General features: G+C 63.4%; 18 protein-coding genes. 7 read left to right on the top strand and 11 right to left on the bottom strand.

Going from position 1 to position 18,201, the window contains the following annotated elements:
* Positions 1 to 16 precede the first annotated feature (16 nt).
* A complete protein-coding gene (locus BW975_RS14290) occupies positions 17 to 772 on the bottom strand; it encodes a cytochrome c biogenesis CcdA family protein (protein ID WP_076534999.1) in 756 nt (251 codons plus the stop codon).
* A 92-nt stretch (positions 773 to 864) separates the two neighbouring features.
* Here BW975_RS14290 and BW975_RS14285 point away from each other — a divergent pair, with 92 nt between their 5' ends.
* The gene (locus BW975_RS14285) at positions 865 to 1,092 is read left to right on the top strand and encodes a sulfurtransferase TusA family protein (protein WP_076534998.1); all 228 of its coding nucleotides are present in this window, start codon (positions 865 to 867) and stop codon (positions 1,090 to 1,092) included.
* Positions 1,093 to 1,264: 172 nt separating this feature from the next.
* Here the strand turns inward: BW975_RS14285 and BW975_RS14280 are convergent, their stop codons facing one another.
* The 6 genes from BW975_RS14280 to purC form a co-directional block, all read right to left on the bottom strand.
* Positions 1,265 to 4,036, bottom strand: coding sequence for an Rne/Rng family ribonuclease (locus BW975_RS14280; protein ID WP_076534997.1), 2,772 nt, complete (start codon positions 4,034 to 4,036; stop codon positions 1,265 to 1,267).
* A gap of 449 nt (positions 4,037 to 4,485) precedes the next feature.
* Positions 4,486 to 5,820 carry a sigma-54-dependent transcriptional regulator gene (locus BW975_RS14275; RefSeq protein ID WP_076534996.1) on the bottom strand — a complete coding sequence of 445 codons (1,335 nt, stop codon included), beginning with the start codon at positions 5,818 to 5,820 and terminating at the stop codon, positions 4,486 to 4,488.
* A gap of 6 nt (positions 5,821 to 5,826) precedes the next feature.
* The gene (locus tag BW975_RS14270; RefSeq protein ID WP_076535256.1) at positions 5,827 to 7,617 is read right to left on the bottom strand and encodes a sensor histidine kinase; all 1,791 of its coding nucleotides are present in this window, start codon (positions 7,615 to 7,617) and stop codon (positions 5,827 to 5,829) included.
* A 60-nt stretch (positions 7,618 to 7,677) separates the two neighbouring features.
* Positions 7,678 to 8,346: a phosphoribosylformylglycinamidine synthase subunit PurQ gene (gene purQ, locus BW975_RS14265; protein WP_076534995.1), complete on the bottom strand. Its 669-nt coding sequence runs from the start codon at positions 8,344 to 8,346 to the stop codon at positions 7,678 to 7,680.
* Positions 8,346 to 8,576, bottom strand: a complete 231-nt coding sequence (gene purS, locus BW975_RS14260) for a phosphoribosylformylglycinamidine synthase subunit PurS (RefSeq protein WP_076534994.1) — start codon at positions 8,574 to 8,576, stop codon at positions 8,346 to 8,348. Before purS ends, purQ begins: the two co-directional genes overlap by 1 nt.
* A gap of 45 nt (positions 8,577 to 8,621) precedes the next feature.
* On the bottom strand, positions 8,622 to 9,383 hold the full coding sequence (purC, locus tag BW975_RS14255; RefSeq protein WP_076534993.1) for a phosphoribosylaminoimidazolesuccinocarboxamide synthase: 762 nt from the start codon (positions 9,381 to 9,383) through the stop codon (positions 8,622 to 8,624).
* Positions 9,384 to 9,566: 183 nt separating this feature from the next.
* Here purC and BW975_RS14250 point away from each other — a divergent pair, with 183 nt between their 5' ends.
* Together BW975_RS14250 and bmt are read left to right on the top strand one after the other, a co-directional pair.
* Complete coding sequence (locus tag BW975_RS14250) at positions 9,567 to 9,881, top strand: DUF1476 domain-containing protein (RefSeq protein WP_076534992.1); 315 nt, start codon at positions 9,567 to 9,569, stop codon at positions 9,879 to 9,881.
* 157 nt (positions 9,882 to 10,038) lie between these two features.
* The gene (gene bmt, locus BW975_RS14245; RefSeq protein WP_076534991.1) at positions 10,039 to 11,049 is read left to right on the top strand and encodes a betaine--homocysteine S-methyltransferase; all 1,011 of its coding nucleotides are present in this window, start codon (positions 10,039 to 10,041) and stop codon (positions 11,047 to 11,049) included.
* Between the two features lie 64 nt (positions 11,050 to 11,113).
* Here the strand turns inward: bmt and BW975_RS14240 are convergent, their stop codons facing one another.
* Positions 11,114 to 12,196, bottom strand: coding sequence for a PA0069 family radical SAM protein (locus BW975_RS14240; protein WP_076535255.1), 1,083 nt, complete (start codon positions 12,194 to 12,196; stop codon positions 11,114 to 11,116).
* A 215-nt stretch (positions 12,197 to 12,411) separates the two neighbouring features.
* Here BW975_RS14240 and BW975_RS14235 point away from each other — a divergent pair, with 215 nt between their 5' ends.
* Entirely contained in the window at positions 12,412 to 13,116 is a 705-nt protein-coding gene (locus BW975_RS14235) for a corrinoid protein (protein WP_076534990.1), read from the top strand.
* Between the two features lie 128 nt (positions 13,117 to 13,244).
* Complete coding sequence (locus BW975_RS14230) at positions 13,245 to 13,919, top strand: DUF1638 domain-containing protein (RefSeq protein WP_244512584.1); 675 nt, start codon at positions 13,245 to 13,247, stop codon at positions 13,917 to 13,919.
* Positions 13,920 to 14,005: 86 nt separating this feature from the next.
* On the opposite strand, the gene grxD is transcribed toward BW975_RS14230, so the two are convergent.
* The 3 genes from grxD to BW975_RS14215 form a co-directional block, all read right to left on the bottom strand.
* Complete coding sequence (gene grxD / locus BW975_RS14225) at positions 14,006 to 14,368, bottom strand: Grx4 family monothiol glutaredoxin (RefSeq protein WP_076534988.1); 363 nt, start codon at positions 14,366 to 14,368, stop codon at positions 14,006 to 14,008.
* Between the two features lie 45 nt (positions 14,369 to 14,413).
* Entirely contained in the window at positions 14,414 to 14,650 is a 237-nt protein-coding gene (locus tag BW975_RS14220) for a BolA family protein (RefSeq protein ID WP_076534987.1), read from the bottom strand.
* A 112-nt stretch (positions 14,651 to 14,762) separates the two neighbouring features.
* The gene (locus tag BW975_RS14215; RefSeq protein ID WP_076534986.1) at positions 14,763 to 15,293 is read right to left on the bottom strand and encodes a hypothetical protein; all 531 of its coding nucleotides are present in this window, start codon (positions 15,291 to 15,293) and stop codon (positions 14,763 to 14,765) included.
* A gap of 176 nt (positions 15,294 to 15,469) precedes the next feature.
* Here BW975_RS14215 and BW975_RS14210 point away from each other — a divergent pair, with 176 nt between their 5' ends.
* Positions 15,470 to 16,414, top strand: coding sequence for a glycosyltransferase family 2 protein (locus BW975_RS14210; RefSeq protein ID WP_076534985.1), 945 nt, complete (start codon positions 15,470 to 15,472; stop codon positions 16,412 to 16,414).
* 215 nt (positions 16,415 to 16,629) lie between these two features.
* On the top strand, positions 16,630 to 18,177 hold the full coding sequence (locus tag BW975_RS14205) for a DEAD/DEAH box helicase (RefSeq protein WP_076534984.1): 1,548 nt from the start codon (positions 16,630 to 16,632) through the stop codon (positions 18,175 to 18,177).
* Positions 18,178 to 18,201: the final 24 nt, after the last annotated feature.

The following is an 18,201-nucleotide window of genomic DNA, read 5'->3' as shown; positions in this document are numbered from 1 at the left end:
AGTAAGGCCGCGCGGTCTAGCCGAGCGCGGCAAGCGCCGGAAACGTCTCGAGCAGCCAGAAGGCGAAGGCGGAAAAACCGCCCGTGACCATCATGAGGCCGATGGTCCAGAGCAGAAGGCCCATGATCCGCTCGATCCGGCTCATATGTCGCTTCATCCAGCCCATGACGCCCGTGAGGCGCGGCAGGAAGGCCGCGACGAGGATGAAGGGCACGCCAAGGCCGATCGCGTAAACCGCCAGCAATGCGGTGCCGCGGGCGACCGATGCCTCGCTGGCGGCCAGCGACAGGATCGCGCCCAGCTGCGGGCCGATGCAGGGCGTCCAGCCAAAGGCAAAGGCAAGGCCGAGCACGTAAGCCCCAAAGGCGCTGCCGCCCCGGTCGCCGGCATCCATGCGCATTTCGCGATCAAGAAAGCCGATGCGGATGATGCCGAGGAAATGGAGGCCAAACACCATGACCAGAACACCCGCAATGCTGCTGAGCGTCGATTGGTATTGCAAAAAGGCCAGTCCCAGCGCCGAGGCAGCGGCGCCGAGGAGCAGGAATATGGTCGAAAGGCCCAGCACGAAAAAGAGCGCAGGCACGATGGCGCGGCGGCGATGCGCGCCTCCCTCCTCGCTGAGGTCGGGCAAGGTCACGCCGCTCATGTAAGCGAGATAAGGCGGCACGATGGGCAGCACGCAAGGGCTGAGAAAGGACAGCGTCCCCGCAAGCAGCGCCACGATCATCGCGGGTAAAAGGCCCGCGTCCATGATTTCGATTCCGAACATGAGGCTGGCTTAGCCTATCGGCCCGGCGGCGTCACGCGGCAGCTTGTCACAAGTTTGTGGACAGGCAAGCGCTGGCGCGGCAGAAGGGCAGCATGGAAGAAATCGACGCCATCGGCCTGCTATGCCCCCTGCCCGTCCTCAAGCTGCGCAAGCGGCTCGGCGGCGTGGATCTGGGCGGAGAAATACGCCTGCTTTGCGATGATCCGGCTGCCGCTGTGGATGTGCCGCATTTTTGCGCGGAAGCAGGCCATGAACTGATCTCGGTCGAGGAGCGCGGGACAGTTGCAGCCTATTTGGTACGCAAAGGCGCAGGCCGGTAGGGCAGTGATCTGAACCGCCCGGCGCGCTTGCAACCGCGCGGCGGCCCATTTGAGTATTTTTGCCAAGATGAAACCGGACCTGCCGCAGTGATTTGGCGGATGGCTAATTTGCGAAAGGCGCGACCCTGTTCGGGACCGCGCCTTTCGACATCATTGAGTGCCTCGTGCCCTGTCAGCGGCCCAAAGACCACCAGCCCTTACGCTTGGGCTTGGCAGGTTCCGACTCTTTGTTGGCGGCCGGTTCCGGTGCGGGTTTGGGCGCGGGTGCAGGCGCCGGGCTCGCCTCCTGAACTGGCTCGGGCGCGGGCTCCTCAGCCGGAGGCGCTGCGACTTCGGGCGCAATATCTGCAACCGGCGTCGGCGCGCTCGGCTCGGGCGCCGCCTCGACCGCCGCCTTCGGCTTGCGCGGGGCGCGCGTGCGCTTGGGTTTGGGCGCCTCCTCTGCGCTGGCCTCGGCGGCCTCGGGTGCAGGCTCTACCGTGTCCGACTTCTTGGGGCGCGGCTTGCGGGTGCGCTTGGGTTTTTCGTCACCTTGCGCCGCATCCTCTGCCGGCTTGGCTTCGGCGCCTTCGGCGGCCTCGGCCTCGGCCTCGGGGGCGGATTTGGGCTTGCGGCTGCGCGAACGGGATTTTGGCGCGGGCTTGGCCTCTGCCTCTTCGGTTTCAGACGCCGTCACCGCTCCGTTGGCCTCTGCGTCATCGCTGTCATCGGCGCCTTCATCCGACTGGCCGTTATCACCGTCTTCGCGGTTTTTCGATGATTTGCTCCGGCGCCGACGACGGCGGCGCTTCTTGGGCTTGCCGTCCTCGTCCTCGCCATTCGCGTCGCCATTGCCGCGATTGCTGTCGCCATTCCGGCTGGACTGCTGGCGATCGCTGTCGTCGTCGTCTTCCTCGGAAGGCAACTCGTCCAAGTCGATCTCGGTCTCGCTGTCGATATCGTCCATGAGCGAGCTGTCGACCGATACGACGCGCATGACCTGCTCGGGGACCGCGCGGGTGGCCGTCTTGAACTTCTCCAGCGCGAAATCGGGCGAGATCAGCGACGGATCACCCTCGATACGTACCGAAAGGCCATATCGGATCTCGATCTGGGCGATATGCTCGCGCTTCTGGTTCATCAGGAAATTGGCGATGCCCACCGGCGCGCGCACCAGCACCTCGAGCGAGCGGCCCTTGGTGCCCTCTTCCTCGATCTGGCGCAGAATGTTGAGCGCGAGGTTGTCGTCCGAGCGGATCAGGCCCGTGCCGTGGCACGAGGGGCATGGCTGCGTCGTCGCCTCGATCATACCGGGGCGCAGGCGCTGGCGGCTCATCTCCATCAGGCCGAAGCCCGAGATGCGGCTGACCTGGATGCGCGCGCGGTCGGTCTTGAGCTTGTCCTTCATCCGCTTTTCGACGGCGGCGTTGTTCTTGCGCTCGTCCATGTCGATGAAGTCGATGACGATCAGACCGGCCAGATCGCGCAGGCGCAGCTGGCGGGCCACCTCTTCGGCGGCCTCGAGATTGGTCTTGGTCGCCGTCTCCTCGATCGAGCCTTCCTTGGTGGCACGGCCCGAGTTCACGTCGATGGCGACGAGCGCCTCGGTCACGCCGATCACGATATAGCCGCCCGATTTCAGCTGAACTGTCGGGTTGAACATCGAATTGAGGTAGCTCTCGACCTGAAAACGCGCGAAGAGCGGCATCGTGTCGACGTAATTTTTCACGTTCTTGGCGTGGGACGGCATGATCATCTTCATGAAGTCCTTGGCGATGCGGTAGCCGCGCTCGCCCTCGACCAGAACCTCGTCGATGTCGCGATTATAAAGGTCGCGGATCGAGCGTTTGATCAGGTCGCCTTCCTCGTAGATCTTGGCCGGCGCGATGGACTTCAGCGTCAACTCGCGGATCTGTTCCCACATGCGCTGAAGATATTCGTAATCGCGCTTGATCTCGGGCTTGGTACGCTTGGCGCCGGCGGTGCGTACGATCAGGCCCGCGCCCTTGGGTACGTCGATCTCGGCCGCGATTTCCTTCAGCTTCTTGCGGTCCGGCGCATTGGTGATCTTGCGGCTGATGCCGCCACCGCGAGCTGTGTTGGGCATCAGAACGCAATAACGGCCAGCCAATGACAGGTACGTCGTCAGCGCCGCGCCCTTGTTGCCGCGCTCTTCCTTGACGACCTGAACCAGCAGGATCTGGCGGACCTTGATGACTTCCTGAATCTTGTACTTGCGCGCGCGCGGCTTGCGCGGTGGACGAATGTCGTCGTGATTGTCGTCGTCGGCGACAACTTCGATGGTGTCATCCTTGTCAGCGGCATCTTCGATGCTGTCGTCGGTATTGTCACCATCATCGCCGCGGCGCGAGCGGCGCGACCGCGAGGACCGGCGCGATTTTGGTTTGTCGTCACCATTATCGCCTGCATCGGTCTCACCCGAAGCATCGCCATCCGGCTCTTCAACGGGGGTTTCGGCAACCCGCTCCATGGGGGACGAGCCTTCGTCGTCATCCGCCCCATCCTCGCCCAGGTCGATCGTCTCCATGCCCGAGACATCGGTGCTGGTGACCGCATCGTCATCATCCGCGCGGGCAGCCTTGGAGCGGCCACGCCCGCCGCGCGAGCGGCTCTTTGGCTTGGCGCGCTCTTCTTCCTCGGCCTCCTGGGCCGCTGCATAGGCGCGCTCTTCCTCCATCAGCGCCTCGCGGTCGGCGACGGGGATCTGGTAGTAGTCGGGGTGAATCTCTGAAAAGGCGAGGAAGCCGTGGCGGTTTCCGCCGTAGTCGATGAAGGCCGCCTGCAGCGACGGCTCGACCCGGGTTACCTTGGCGAGATAGATATTTCCGGCGAGTTGCCGTTTGTTTTCAGATTCGAAATCGAATTCTTCGACTTTGTTTCCGTCCACCACCACAACGCGAGTCTCCTCGGCGTGGGTGGCATCGATAAGCATTTTCTTGGCCATGTTTTCCGTTCGCACCCACGCAATAGCCGCCGCCCGGGTGGGGCGGCGCTATGCAGAAGGTGTCTGATTGTGGCGAAGTCAGGCGCGCAAAGGGGGGCGCCATTCGGTGCCCCCGCCAGAATTCCATTCTGTGCTGCGCGCGTCATCGCATTTCTTCTCCGGCGCTGCTGTGCGGCACCCATGATGTATCCGGTACAGCCCTAAAGAGATGTCCGGCGTTTGTGCGGCCCTGTTTGATCAGGGCCCTATCGGTCTGCGCGGACGTGCCGGCGTTCTGGCCTACACGCGTGTCCTGCGCAGCGAAACTCAAGTGGCGCGCGATTTTGAGCGCATTACCACCGTCTCACACTAAAGCCCCGAGGGGCACGATGACAATGGGCAAAATGCCGATTGCGCTGCGGCGTCGAGCGTGCGCCTGTGCGCACGCGCCGTGGCTGACCGTGTTTCACTCAAAGATAATCGGATCTTTGCAGATTATACTTGGCCATCTTTTCATTCAGAGTGCGGCGCGGCAAGCACAGCTCGTCCATGACGGCGGCGATGCTGCCCTTGTGGCGGCGCATCGTGTTGTCGATCAGCATCCGCTCGAACGCCTCGACATATTCCTTGAGCGGCTTGCCTTCGGTCGTCATGACCGGCTGCATGTCCTGATGATCGCTCATCAACAGCGACACGATGGTGCCCGAGCCGCGCCGCGACTGCAGCACCGCCCGCTCGGCCACGTTGAATAGCTGGCGCACATTACCGGGCCACGGCGCCTGCAAAAGCTGTGCCGCCTCCTGTGCGCTGACCTGCGGCGCGTCGCAGCCGTAGTCATCGGCGAACTGGTCGGAAAAGCGGGTGAAGAGTGTCAGGATATCCTCGCCACGCTGGCGCAGCGGCGGCACGGTGATCCTGAGACTGGCGAGGCGATAGAAAAGATCCGGGCGCAGCGCATCCTCGGATGTCTTGCCCTCGTCCTGCAGGTTCGAGATGGCGACCAGCCGCGTCTCGGGCGGTGTGCCCTCTTCGTTCAGCCAAGTCAGCAGGCGGGCCTGCAAGCTGTCGCTGAGCGCCTCGATATCCTCGAGCACCAGAGTGCCACCGCGTGCCTCCTCGACGGCCGGCAGGCGGCTGTCCTCGGGGTTCATCGGGCCAAAAAGGCGCTTGGAGAGCTGGTCCTGCTCATAGGCCGCGCAGGAGACGAGGACGAATTTCTTGCCCGCGCGCGCGCCGACAGCATGTAGGGCATGGGCGACCAGCGTCTTGCCTGTCCCCGTCTCGCCATCGATCAGGACGTGGCCGTCCGCCTGCCCGAGATCGAGGATGTCCTCCTTGAGCCGTTCCATCACAGGGCTGGAGCCGATCAGCTTCTTCATCAGCTGCCCGCCATCAGACAGCTCGCGCCGCAGCGCGCGGTTGTCGAGCGTCAGGCGACGCGCATGGGTCGCCTTCTTGGCCAGCTCGGTCATGCGGTCAGGATTGAACGGCTTTTCCAGAAAATCATAGGCGCCGACGCGCATCGCCTCGACCGCCATCGGCACATCGCCATGGCCGGTGATCATGATGACGGGCAATGTGCTGTCGGTGCCCATCAGCTTTTTCAGGAACTGCATCCCATCCATGCCTGGCATGCGGATGTCACTGACCACGATGCCGGGATAATCGGGCCCCAGCGCCTTCAGCGCGTCCTCGGCGCAGGCGAACGTCTCGGTGTCGTATCCCGAAAGCGCCAGCCATTGGCTGATCGACTGGCGCATGTCCTTCTCGTCATCGACGATCGCAATCTTCATCGCATTAGCCATCTGGGGTCACTCCGCTGCACGCGTTTGTTCAGTCAATATGGGCAGGCGCATCTCAAATACAGCCCCCCCCGCCGCCGCGTCACGCGCGGTCAGTCTTCCCCCTAGGTCGTTGACGATCCCCGAGGAAATGGCAAGCCCCAGCCCGACGCCCTCGCCCGGCTGCTTGGTGGTGTGGAAGGGCTCGAACATCTTGTCGAAATCCTTGATGCCGTGGCCGTTGTCACGGACGGTCAGCACCGCCATGCTGCCCGCCGCCAACACGATATCGATCTGCGCCTCGTCGACCGTTTGCGTGGCATCAAGCGCGTTGCGCAACAAATTGATCATCACCTGTTCGATGCGCACGCGGTCGCCCATCACCATCACAGGCTCGTCCGGCAAGGTGCGGTTGATCGTGACGCGCCGCTGGCGCAGCTGCGGCTCCATCATCGACAAGGACGCAGCCAGTGCATCGCCTATATTTACTGGCTCGAACGTATCGCCCGAATGACGCGCATATGATTTCAGTTGCCGCGTGATGGCGCCCATCCGCTCGATCAGATCGTCGATGCGTTGAAAGGAGGACATCGTCTCGTCCGGGCGATTGCGCGTCAGCAAGAGGCGCGCGCCGGCAAGGTAGGTCTTCATCGCCGCCAGCGGCTGGTTCAACTCGTGGCTGACGGCCGCCGACATCTCGCCCAGCGCGGCCAGTTTCGAGCTTTGCGCCAGCGTCTGCTCGGCCACGGCAAGGTTCTCCTGCACCCTTTCGCGCTCGGCGATTTCCCGCTGCAAACGCAGGTTCAACTGGCGAAGCTCTGCCGACTCGCGCTGAAAGAGCGCCATGCGCACCGCCGTCTTGCGGCTGAGAAAGTAGAAGGCCAGCGCCAGCAGAATCGCGAAGCCCATGATTTCGAGCGCGAGGACGCCATTCACCTTCTCGCGTACCGAATCAAAGGTTGTGAAATTGGCGATGCGCCAGCCACGAAAGGCCACGCGCCCCTCGACGCGCATCACCGCCTCGCCGCTGAGATAGGCGTCGGCAGGCAGAAGTGTCCAGTCGGCGGTGGCCTGGATCGCGCGCTCGAACGCACTGCTGACCGGCTGCTCGGCCAGGGCCTGCGCCTCGGTCAGGCCGCGCCAGCGCGGCTCGGTCGACAGGATGATGCGGCCTTCGGTATCGGTCACGATCACCGCATCGGTAATGCCCGCCCAGGCGCGTTCGTATTTGTGCAGATCGACAGCGACCATGATGACGCCGATCAGACTGCCCTGGCTTTCGACACGGCGCGAATAGTAGAAGTCGAACCGGCCCGTCTCGTCCTGGATCAGGGTGAAAACCGTATCTTTTGACCGGGTGGCATCCACGAAATAAGGCATCGACCGATGGCTTTCGCCCAGCGAATTGCGGTCCGTGGACGCGACGGTGCGCCCGTCCTTGTCCAGCAAGGTCAGCGAAGCGGCGCCGATTTCATCCACGAAGGAAATCAGGCGCTGCGTAGATTGCGAATAATTGCTGGAATTCAGCGCCGAGATCAGCGCCGGATCGCGCGCCAGAAGTTGCGGCACGATGGCGTTCTGGCGCAGCTCGCTCAGCAGGTTGCCCGAATAGAGCACCAGACGCAGTTCCGCCCGGTTGCGGGTGTTCTGCGTGAACCGCTCAGTCAGCAGCTGGTTCGTGACGTATACGGTTGCGATGGCAATGGCCGTCAGGATGAGCAGCGCGATGCGCACCCGCCAACTTGTGGGGCGGGTGTCCGCCTGCGGCGGCAAAGGCCGCTGGCTGCCCTTGGCGGGCGATTTGGGATCGCGGTCACTCATCGCCATACGCTACGGCGGCATTCCTGCCGCCTCAAGCCCTTCGACGCTGTGCCGCCTGTTTCAGGCGTTTTCCAGCTGCCGTACCAGACCCGTGAACATCGCCGCGCCATCCGTTCCGCCATGGGCGGCCTCGGACATCCGCTCGGGGTGGGGCATCATGCCCAGAACGCGGCGGTTTTCCGACAGGATGCCCGCGATATCATCGGCCGATCCGTTGGGGTTGGCGCCATAGCGGAAGGCCACGCGGTCCTCGGCCTTGAGGGCGGCCAGCGTTTCGGCATCGGCGTGGTAATTGCCGTCGTGATGCGCGATGGGCACCGTGATGGTCTGCCCCGCCTCGTAGCCGCAGGTAAACGGGCTGTCGGCGGTCGAGACGGTCAGCGGCACGGCGCGGCAGATGTATTTCAGCCCCGCATTGCGCAGAAGCGTGCCGGGCAGAACGCGCGTTTCGGTCAGGATCTGAAAGCCGTTGCAGACACCCAGCACATAACCGCCCTTGTCCGCATGCACCTTGACCGATTGGCAAATGGGCGAATTGGCCGCGATCGCACCGCAGCGCAGGTAGTCGCCGAACGAAAAGCCGCCCGGCACGCCGATGATGTCGACGCCCTCGGGCATCGACGTGTCCTTGTGCCAGACCATGGTGACGCGCGCGCCGGCCCGCTCGAACGCCACGGCCAAGTCCCGGTCACAGTTCGATCCGGGGAAGACGACGACGGCAGCGTGCATCAGAGGATCTCCACCTTGTAGCTTTCGATGACGGTGTTCGCCAAAAGGCGTTCGCACATTTCGTTCACCGTGGCCTCATCGGTACCATCGGCCAGATCCAACTCGATCACCTTGCCTTGGCGCACGGCATTGACGCCGTCAAAGCCGAGGCTGCCCAAAGCGTGGCGCACCGCCTCGCCCTGAGGGTCGAGAACACCGGTCTTGAGCATGATGTGAACGCGGGCTTTCATGGGCAGTATCCTTGGGTCGCAGAATTGAGGTCGAGGCGAGATAAATCAGTTGATCAGTGTAGGACGCGCCATAGGCGTCGCGCCCTTGGGCAGCACGCCGAGGCGCTTGGCCACTTCGGTGTAGGCATCGGTCAGACTGCCCAGATCGCGGCGGAAAACGTCCTTGTCCAGCTTTTGGCCGGTTTCGATATCCCACAGGCGGCAGCTATCGGGGCTGATCTCATCGGCGACGATGAGGCGCTGGAAATCGCCGTCATAGACGCGGCCAATCTCGATCTTGAAATCGATCAGCTTGATCCCGACGCCGTACATGACGCCCGCCATGAAGTCATTGACCCGCAGGGCGAGGCTGAGCATGTCATCGAGATCCTGCTGGCTGGCCCAGCCGAAGGCGGCGATATGCTCTTCGGTGACCAGCGGATCGCCCAGCTTGTCGTCTTTGAGGCAGTATTCGACGATGGGGCGCGGCAGTTGCGCGCCCTCCTCGAGACCGAGGCGCTTGGCCATGGTCCCAGCGGCGTAGTTGCGCACGATGACTTCCAGCGGAATGATCTCGACCGCGCGCACCAACTGCTCGCGCATGTTGAGGCGCTTCATGAAATGGGTCGGCACGCCGATATTGTTGAGGCCGGTCATGAAATACTCGGAGAGGATGTTGTTCAGTACACCCTTGCCCTCGATCACGGCCTTCTTCTCGGCGTTGAAGGCGGTCGCGTCGTCCTTGAAATACTGGACGATCGTGCCCGGCTCTGGGCCCTCATAAAGGGTCTTGGCCTTGCCTTCGTAGATCTTTTTGCGACGTGCCATGATATGCCTGTCCTTGCCAATGGGGCGCAGCCCCGCTCTGTCATAGGGCGTATGTAGAACATGGCCCGCGCTGCCGCAAGCGGGCAGGCAGCGCCCTTGCGGTCGCGCGCGAGTGCAGCCATATCTGAAAGGGCGCATTCTGCGCCAGCCACTACCGGCCATCATGACAGAGGGACCACGCCCATGAGCACGTTCAAAGACCGCGAAAACGCATTCGAGAATAAATATGCACATGACGAGGAAATGAAGTTCAAGGCAGAGGCGCGCTGCAACAAGCTGCTGGGCCAGTGGGCTGCAGACCTCATGGGCAAGACCGGCGATGAGGTGGATGCCTATGTGCGCGAGGTCATCAAGGCCGATTTCGAAGAGGCCGGGTTTGAGGACGTGATCCGCAAAGTTGCCGCCGATCTGGGTGACAAGGCCGATGCCGACACGATCCGCGCCAAACGCGCCGAGCTGATGGCCGCCGCCAAGGCGCAGCTGGTCGCCGAAAACTGAGGCAGGGCGCAGGCCACGGGCCTCCGGCCTGTGGTCCCTGCCGGTGCGCAGCCGCAGCGCGACATCTTGATGCGTGTTATGAATTTGCGGCCCGCGCCCGCGCGTGTCACAAGCAGGGCTGATAGCACGACGCGCAACAGCGGATTTGGATGATTTGATGAGCAACGCACTTTCCAAGATGATGTCGCAGCGCGACTGGATCCTGGCCGATGGCGCCACGGGCACCAACCTTTTCAATATGGGCCTCGAGTCCGGAGACGCGCCCGAATTCTGGAATGAGACGCACCCGGACCGCATCACCAAGCTCTACAAGATGGCCGTCGATGCGGGCAGCGATCTCTTCTTGACCAACAGCTTTGGCGGCAATGCCTCGCGGCTGAAACTGCACGGCGCACAAAAGCGTGCGCGTGAATTGTCGCGGATGTCTGCCGAAATTGGCCGCGAAGTCGCCGACACGGCAGGCCGCGACGTGATCGTCGCGGGCTCGGTCGGGCCCACGGGCGAGATCATGGCTCCGATGGGTACGCTGACCCACGAGATTGCGGTCGAGATGTTCCACGAGCAGGCCGAAGGCCTGAAGGAAGGCGGCGCGGACGTGCTCTGGCTGGAAACCATTTCCGCCCCCGAGGAATACAAGGCCGCCGCCGAGGCGTTCAAACTGGCGGATATGCCGTGGTGCGGCACGATGAGCTTCGACACCGCCGGGCGCACGATGATGGGCATGACGTCGTCCGATATGGCCGACATGGTCGAAACGCTGGACTACAAGCCGCTCGCCTATGGCGCCAATTGCGGCGTCGGCTCGTCAGATCTTTTGCGCACGGTTCTCGGCTTTGTCGCACAAGGCACCGAGCGCCCCGTGATCGCCAAGGGCAATGCCGGCATCCCGAAATTTCACGATGGGCACATCCATTATGATGGCACGCCCGCGTTGATGGCTGAATACGCGTGCCTCGCGCGCGACGCGGGCGCCACGATTATCGGCGGTTGCTGCGGCACGATGGCCGAGCATTTGTCGGCAATGCGCGTTGCGCTCGAGACGCGCCCCAAGGGCCCGCGCCCGACGCTTGATCAGATCACAGAGGCCCTGGGCGGATTTTCCTCGGCCATCGACGGCACCGGCGACGACGCCCCTGCTCCGCGCCGGACACGCCGCCGGGGCGGCTGACCCGCGGGCATCTTCTTGTCCAAAGAAAAAGGCGCAGGCTTTTCATCGAAAAGCCTGCGCCACGCTAAAACAGCGACATTTGGTCCCCGGCGCGCGCTGGCGCCTTGAAGCGATCACAGCGCAGATCCGGCAACTTGCGCGCGTGTCCATAGCGCCGTAGCCCGGCCTCGAACCTCTGCGCGATCATCTCGGCATAGGGCCCTGTTCCGCGCATGCGTGTGCCGAAGGTGCTGTCGTAATCCTTGCCGCCCTGCATACCGCGAACATGCCCCATGACGCGCGCCGCGCGGTCTGGATAATGCGTCTCCAGCCATTCCCGAAAAAGCGGCGCCACCTCCAGCGGCAGGCGCAGCATCACCCAGCTGGCGGCAATCGCGCCCGCATCGCGGCCGGCCTTCAACAGCGCCTCGACCTCGTGATCCGTGAGTCCCGGAATGATGGGGGATGTCATCAGCCGCACCTCGATCCCCGCCTCGCTGAGCGCGCGGATCGTCGCCAGCCGCCGATGCGGCGTGGGCGCGCGCGGCTCCAGCTTGCGCGACAGATCCGCATCGAGCGAGGTGACCGAAATTCCGACCCGCACCAGACCTTGCCGCGCCATGTCCGACAGGATGTCTATATCCCGCTCGATGAGTGTGCCCTTCGTCACGATGGCGACCGGATGGCGAAAGTCTCGCAGCACCTCAAGGCATTTGCGCATGATCCCATGCACCTTTTCAATGGGCTGGTAGGGATCGGTATTGGTTCCAATGGCGATGGTGCGCGGCGTATAGGCGCGGTGGCGCAGCTCGCGCGCCAGAACGTCGGGCGCCTCTGGCCGCGCAACCAGGCGCGTTTCGAAATCCAGCCCGGCAGACAGGCCCAGCCACGCGTGGGTCGGGCGCGCAAAACAGTAGATGCATCCATGCTCGCAACCGCGGTAGGGATTGATCGACCGATCGAAGGGCAGATCCGGCGATCGGTTGTAACTGATCACCCGGCGCGGCACTTCCAGCGTGGTCTGGGTGCGCAGTGGCGCCGCCTCCTGCACCTCCCAGCCATCCGCTTCATAGCGGCGCGCATGGCGCTCGAACCGGCCCGCATCGTTGGACACCGCGCCCCGCGCGGGGCGCTCCATGCAGAAGGGAAAGGTCTGATGGTGGCTCATGCACTGAAATATAGAACAAACGGCGAACACATGCAAGAACGCCATAATGAACATGCATATTTCGGCCCTTCCCGCCCATAATTGAACAGGTTAAGTCGGTCTGGATGCGGCCTGTGTCGCAAATCGCCTAGTGGGATCGCGTGAAAACGACGAAACGTGGCGCAGCGTAAAAAGATCAAGGGCGCCGCGCGCCTTTCACATAAGGGGATCACATCATGTCCGAAGACCAAGACGACATCATCCTTGCGGACCTGGACGACGACGAGCTTGTCCAGCAGATGTTCGACGACCTTTACGACGGCCTCAAGGAAGAGATTGAGGAAGGGGTCAACATCCTGCTCGAGCGTGGCTGGACCCCCTATGACATCCTGACCAAGGCTCTCGTCGGCGGCATGACCATCGTGGGCAAGGACTTCCGCGACGGTATCCTTTTTGTCCCCGAAGTTCTGCTGGCCGCCAACGCGATGAAGGGCGGCATGTTCATCCTCAAGCCGCTTCTGGCCGAGACAGGCGCACCCCGCGTCGGCAAGATGGTGATCGGCACGGTCAAGGGCGACATTCACGACATCGGCAAGAACCTCGTCAGCATGATGATGGAAGGCGCCGGGTTCGAGGTGGTCGATCTGGGCATCAACAACCCCGTCGAGAACTATTTGAACGCGCTCGAAACCGAAGGCCCGGACATCCTCGGCATGTCCGCCCTTCTGACCACGACGATGCCCTACATGAAGGTCGTGATTGATACGATGATCGAACAGGGCATCCGCGACGACTACATTGTGCTGGTCGGCGGCGCACCGCTGAACGAGGAATTCGGCAAAGCCATCGGCGCAGACGCCTATTGCCGCGACGCGGCCGTCGCGGTCGAGACAGCCAAGGAATTCGTGCTGCGCAAGCATAACCAGGGCGCGACCGCCTGATCTTAGAAGGCTGCGCCGCGTGAGTGAGGCCAGGCCCGCGACGGGCCTGGCAGCACGTCCGGCGGCGCCTGCGCTTTGCCTCTGGCGCAGCCCCGGCTATAGTTTCCAGCCAAGACGGAGCCATGCGCATGATGTCCGATACCGCACCTTCTTCCATAGCCGATCTGCCGGCCGATACGGTCCTGACCGAAGAAGGCCTGCAGGTCGAGGACGCGCGCGGCACGATCCTCATCATCGCCTGCGGTGCGCTGGCGCGCGAGATCCTCGCGCTGATCCGCCTCAATGGCTGGAATCACATGACCCTCGTCTGCCTCCCGGCCAAGCTGCACCTCTATCCCGAGCAGATCACCGAAGCGGTCGAAGAGGCCGTGGCCAAGCATCGCACCCGTTTCGACAGCATCTTCGTTGCCTATGCCGATTGCGGCACAGGCGGATTGCTCAAGGCGAAATGCGACGAGCTGGGCATCGAGATGATCGCAGGCCCTCATTGCTACAGCTTTTTCGAGGGCAACGATGCCTTCGGGCAGCATGAAGACGAGATCACGGCCTTCTATCTGACCGACTTTCTCGTCAAACAGTTCGACGCCTTCGTCTGGCGCCCGATGGGCCTCGATCGTCACCCACAGCTGCGCGACATGATCTTCGGCAATTACACCAAGCTGGTCTACCAGGCCCAGACCGAAGACCCGGCGCTCTATGCCAAAGCCGAAGATTGCGCGCGCCGGCTTGGCCTCGCGTTTGAGTATCGCCATACCGGCTACGGTGATCTCGCAAGCGCGTTGGCGAACGCCGCAAAAGAATAGGCGCGGCCCCATTTCGGCACCGCGCCCTTGTTCATCTTGGCAAAAATACTCAAATCCGTCCGCCGCAAACTGCGCGGACCATGTATTCAGCCGTTGGCTTCGCGGATCTTGTCCGCCGCCGCCTTGTCATAGCCAACGCCCTGCTGTTCCAGCAGCGTATCAAGCTCGCCCGAGAGGGTCATCTCGGTGATGATGTCGCAGCCGCCGACAAATTCGCCCTTGACGTAGAGCTGCGGGATGGTCGGCCAGTCGGAATAATCCTTGATACCCTGGCGAATATCCTCGTCCGCCAGTACGTTTACGTCGCTATATTCAACGCCCATGAAGTTGAGCACTCCCGCCACGCGGCTGGAAAACCCGCATTGCGGCTGCTCCTTGGTGCCCTTCATGAAAAGCACCACGTCGGATGCCTTGACGGTCTCGTCGATACGGGTCTTTGCGTCGGTCATGTGATGTCCTTTCGGGGGAAATCTTGGAAAATCGTCGCGTAGGGTTCAGCCCGGCGCGCGTGTGGTCAGGCCCAGTGCGTGCAGCTCGCCGGTTGATCCGTCCATCTTGCCTTTGAGGGCAGCGTAGACCGCCCGCTGCTGTTGAACGCGGTTCATGCCGGCAAAGGACGCGTCAACAACCTCGGCCGAGAAATGCACGCCATCATCGCCTTGAACGTGAACTTCGGCGTCCGGAAATGCCTCGCGGATCATTGCCTCGATATCGGTGGCTTGCAGGCCCATTTTGCGCGCTCCTCATCGTCATTGCCGCGACCGCGGCCCATTGCCAAAGGATGTAGAGCCCCGCTGGCGCGAGTGCAAGATGCAGCAAGGCGGCAACGCCCAGTGCGCGCGCTTAGATGTCCTGCCCTCGGCGCAGAAGGCGCCGCAGCAGGCCACCCGGCGTCTCGCCATCCTCAACCGGCCCGAACTGCATCACTCCGCTGCTGTAGGCGCCGCCATAGCTGCGCGCCAGCGTGACCACCTGCGCCAGCCCCGAGATCAACTGCGCCTTGCCCAGGCCAGCCAGCGGCGACGCGTATAGTGACCAGACCAGCCCGCTCGAAATGGCGTAGCGCCCATCGAGCGCGGTATCGAAATTCGCGCGCAGCATGCGGTCAAGCTCGGGCGCCTCCAGGCTGTCCGCCGCGCGGATCGGAACCATGGCGCGCAGGCGTCCGGCGGCGGGATCTGTTGTCAGCAGCACGATCTGCCCCTCGATCACCATCCGCCAGCCATTGCCCTGCGCCTGAGCGCCGGGGTCCAGTGCCTCTACCAGCTGCCCGAGCCGCTCGGCATCCAGCGGCACATCTGCGGCGTCTTGCGCCGTCACCTCGCCAGGCGGCACCACCAACAGCGCAAGGATCACGAATACCTGTCTCAACATTTTCACACACACGCGCTGCGGCACTATCATATGCGCAGCCTGCCATCCTGCCGTGCTGCCATCAACGCACTGTGTAAAATTTTACTCAAAACTGCCGTGCGCCAACCGGCGGCTTGCGCCCTGCCCCGCGCCACGCCATCCTGCGCGCCAAGGCAGGTAAAGAAACGAGCGGCTCAATGACCAAAACGATCACATGGGGCCTCGTGTCGACCATCAAGGCGCCCGCCGAAGCGATCCTGAACTTTGCCGCCTATCATTTGGAGCTGGGCGCGCACCGCCTGCACATCTATCTGGACGAGGATTGCCCCAAGGCCCGCCGCGCCCTGCGCGCCCATCCGAATTGCCGCGTGACCGTCACCGATGAGGCCTATTGGGCCAAGCGTCGCCAGCGCCCGGTCAAGCATCAGGCCCGGCAGACCGCGAATGCCACCCGCGCCTATCGCCGCGATCCGGGTGTCGATTGGCTCGGCCATATCGACGTGGACGAATTTCTGATGCCCGGCGACGTGTCGCTAGCCGCCCAGCTGGCCGCGCTTGCCCCCGACATCCGCACCGCGCGCATCCGCCCTATCGAGGCGCTGGCCCAGCCCGGCGGTGGCGCGCCCCAATGGTTCAAGGGTTGCCACCCGCGCCAAGGCCCCCGCAACATCGAGACCGAAAACATCTACCCCACCTACGGCGCGCTACTCAATGGCGGCTTTCTCAGCCACGTCGCGGGCAAGATTTTCGTGCGCACCGGATCCGAGGAGGTCAGCCTGCGCATTCACAACGCCTTCGGCGCCGCTGGCCGCTTGCCCAATGATGTCGATCTGGATGGCACGCGCCTGTGCCACCTGCACGCGCCCAGTTATGATGCGTGGCAGCGCGCCTATCGCTACCGTCTTGCCGCAGGCTCCTACCGGCCCGACCTGCAAGGACCGTCCAGCGTACCGACAACGATGAACGCGCTCTTCACCGCGATCGAAGAGGATGGCGGCGAAGAGGCGCTGCGCCGCTTTTATGACGAGGTCTGCACCGCTACGCCTGAGCTGCGCGCCCGGCTGGAGGCGCACGGCCATCTGCACCGGATCGACCTAAATCTCGACGCCGCGCGGACGCGGGTTTTTCCGCAAGCAGGCTAGGCCTTGCAATCACTCGCATGACTGTTTCGCCACAGGCGACGATCCGCACCTAAATGCCGCAATTGATGCGCAAAAACCGCAGCCGATTGACCATTCGCCCTTTCTTGGGATAAATGCGCCACGAGGGTCCACATATGTGGAGAACCACGGGGCCGTACGGGCCCGGACCCGATCAGACGTGCGGGCCAAGTTGTGTCCGTAAGCTACGGATATACATGACCAAATTTTCTGATTTGAATCTGAACCCGAAGGTCCTCAAGGCCATCGACGAGGCTGGCTATACCAGCCCCACCCCCATTCAGGCCGGCGCGATTCCCCCCGCGCTCGAGGGCCGCGACGTTCTGGGCATCGCCCAGACCGGCACCGGCAAGACGGCCAGCTTCACGCTGCCCATGCTGTCGCTCTTGGCCCGTGGCCGCGCCCGCGCGCGCATGCCGCGCAGCCTGGTGCTGTGCCCCACGCGCGAACTCGCCGCGCAAGTGGCCGAGAATTTCGACACCTACTCCAAACATCTGAAGCTGACCAAGGCCCTCCTGATTGGCGGTGTCAGCTTCAAGGAGCAGGACAAGCTGATCGACAAGGGCGTTGACGTCCTGATCGCCACACCCGGTCGCCTGCTCGATCATTTCGAGCGCGGCAAGCTGCTGCTTACGGGCGTGCAGATCATGGTCGTCGACGAGGCGGACCGCATGCTTGATATGGGTTTCATCCCCGATATCGAGCGTATCTTCAGCCTGACACCCTTCACGCGCCAGACCTTCTTCTTCAGCGCCACGATGGCGCCCGAGATCGAGCGCATCACCAACACCTTCCTCAGCAACCCCGAGCGGGTCGAGGTCGCGCGCCAAGCCACGGCCAGCGAGACGATTGAGCAGGGCGTCGTGATGTTCAAGGCCACGCGCCGCGACCGCGAGGCGTCCGAAAAGCGCGCCATCCTGCGCATGATGATCGACGGTGAGGGCGACAAGTGCACCAATGCCATCGTCTTCTGCAATCGCAAGATCGATGTGGATGCTGTTGCCAAGTCTCTGAAAAAGCATGGCTATGATGCGGCGCCCATCCACGGCGATCTGGACCAGAGCCAGCGCACACGAACGCTTGACGGCTTTCGCGCAGGCGATCTGCGTCTGTTGGTGGCCTCGGACGTGGCCGCGCGCGGCCTCGATGTGCCCGCGGTCAGCCACGTCTTCAACTTCGACGTGCCCAGCCACCCCGAGGATTACGTTCACCGCATCGGCCGGACGGGCCGCGCGGGCCGCGACGGCAAGGCGATGATGATCTGCGTCCCCAAGGACGAGAAAAACATGGCCGCGATCGAGGCGCTGATCCAGAAGGACATCCCGCGCCTGCCCAACCCGTTGGGCGACACGCCCGAGGCAGCGCCCGCCCCCGAGGCCGAAGCAGATACGCCGCCCAAGCCGCGCCGCAGCCGGAGCCGGCGCAAGCCCTCAGGTGCCGAGGACGCAGGCGCCACAGCGCCAGAGACCAGCGGGACGCAGACGCAGAGCGCGCCCGAACACGCGCCCGAGCCGGCCCCCAAAGCCGAACCCGAGAAGGCCGCACCGCGCGAAGAGCGCAGCGAAAAGCCTCGCGATGCGCGCAATGATGACGAGCAGGAGGGAAAGTCCGGCCGTTCGCGCAGCCGTGGTGGCCGTGGCCGCTCGGGCGGGGGCGGCAATGGCGGCGGCGACAAGGTCGTCGGCATGGGCGATCACATGCCCAGCTTCATCGCCCTCAGCTTCGAAGACCGGCGCGCCAGCTAAGCATTAGCGAGCCAGAATAGAAAA

Origin of the sequence: Roseovarius nanhaiticus (assembly GCF_900156535.1) — a bacterium.
Taxonomy (GTDB): Bacteria; Pseudomonadota; Alphaproteobacteria; order Rhodobacterales; family Rhodobacteraceae; genus Roseovarius; species Roseovarius nanhaiticus.
Note: the sequence above shows the minus strand (reverse complement) of the source record. Positions and strands in the feature narration are given on the sequence as shown.

What these genes read in the sequence shown, in the direction of transcription:
- purS (WP_076534994.1), bottom strand. Translation starts at nt 8,576, where the DNA reads ATGAAAGCCCGCGTTCACATCATGCTCAAGACCGGTGTTCTCGACCCT.
- BW975_RS14270 (WP_076535256.1), bottom strand. Translation starts at nt 7,617, where the DNA reads ATGAGTGACCGCGATCCCAAATCGCCCGCCAAGGGCAGCCAGCGGCCT.
- BW975_RS14220 (WP_076534987.1), bottom strand. Translation starts at nt 14,650, where the DNA reads ATGGGCCTGCAAGCCACCGATATCGAGGCAATGATCCGCGAGGCATTT.
- BW975_RS14280 (WP_076534997.1), bottom strand. Translation starts at nt 4,036, where the DNA reads ATGGCCAAGAAAATGCTTATCGATGCCACCCACGCCGAGGAGACTCGC.
- BW975_RS14250 (WP_076534992.1), top strand. Translation starts at nt 9,567, where the DNA reads ATGAGCACGTTCAAAGACCGCGAAAACGCATTCGAGAATAAATATGCA.
- grxD (WP_076534988.1), bottom strand. Translation starts at nt 14,368, where the DNA reads ATGACCGACGCAAAGACCCGTATCGACGAGACCGTCAAGGCATCCGAC.
- purC (WP_076534993.1), bottom strand. Translation starts at nt 9,383, where the DNA reads ATGGCACGTCGCAAAAAGATCTACGAAGGCAAGGCCAAGACCCTTTAT.
- BW975_RS14210 (WP_076534985.1), top strand. Translation starts at nt 15,470, where the DNA reads ATGACCAAAACGATCACATGGGGCCTCGTGTCGACCATCAAGGCGCCC.
- BW975_RS14215 (WP_076534986.1), bottom strand. Translation starts at nt 15,293, where the DNA reads ATGTTGAGACAGGTATTCGTGATCCTTGCGCTGTTGGTGGTGCCGCCT.
- BW975_RS14240 (WP_076535255.1), bottom strand. Translation starts at nt 12,196, where the DNA reads ATGAGCCACCATCAGACCTTTCCCTTCTGCATGGAGCGCCCCGCGCGG.
- bmt (WP_076534991.1), top strand. Translation starts at nt 10,039, where the DNA reads ATGAGCAACGCACTTTCCAAGATGATGTCGCAGCGCGACTGGATCCTG.
- BW975_RS14290 (WP_076534999.1), bottom strand. Translation starts at nt 772, where the DNA reads ATGTTCGGAATCGAAATCATGGACGCGGGCCTTTTACCCGCGATGATC.
- BW975_RS14235 (WP_076534990.1), top strand. Translation starts at nt 12,412, where the DNA reads ATGTCCGAAGACCAAGACGACATCATCCTTGCGGACCTGGACGACGAC.
- BW975_RS14285 (WP_076534998.1), top strand. Translation starts at nt 865, where the DNA reads ATGGAAGAAATCGACGCCATCGGCCTGCTATGCCCCCTGCCCGTCCTC.
- BW975_RS14230 (WP_244512584.1), top strand. Translation starts at nt 13,245, where the DNA reads ATGATGTCCGATACCGCACCTTCTTCCATAGCCGATCTGCCGGCCGAT.
- purQ (WP_076534995.1), bottom strand. Translation starts at nt 8,346, where the DNA reads ATGCACGCTGCCGTCGTCGTCTTCCCCGGATCGAACTGTGACCGGGAC.
- BW975_RS14205 (WP_076534984.1), top strand. Translation starts at nt 16,630, where the DNA reads ATGACCAAATTTTCTGATTTGAATCTGAACCCGAAGGTCCTCAAGGCC.
- BW975_RS14275 (WP_076534996.1), bottom strand. Translation starts at nt 5,820, where the DNA reads ATGGCTAATGCGATGAAGATTGCGATCGTCGATGACGAGAAGGACATG.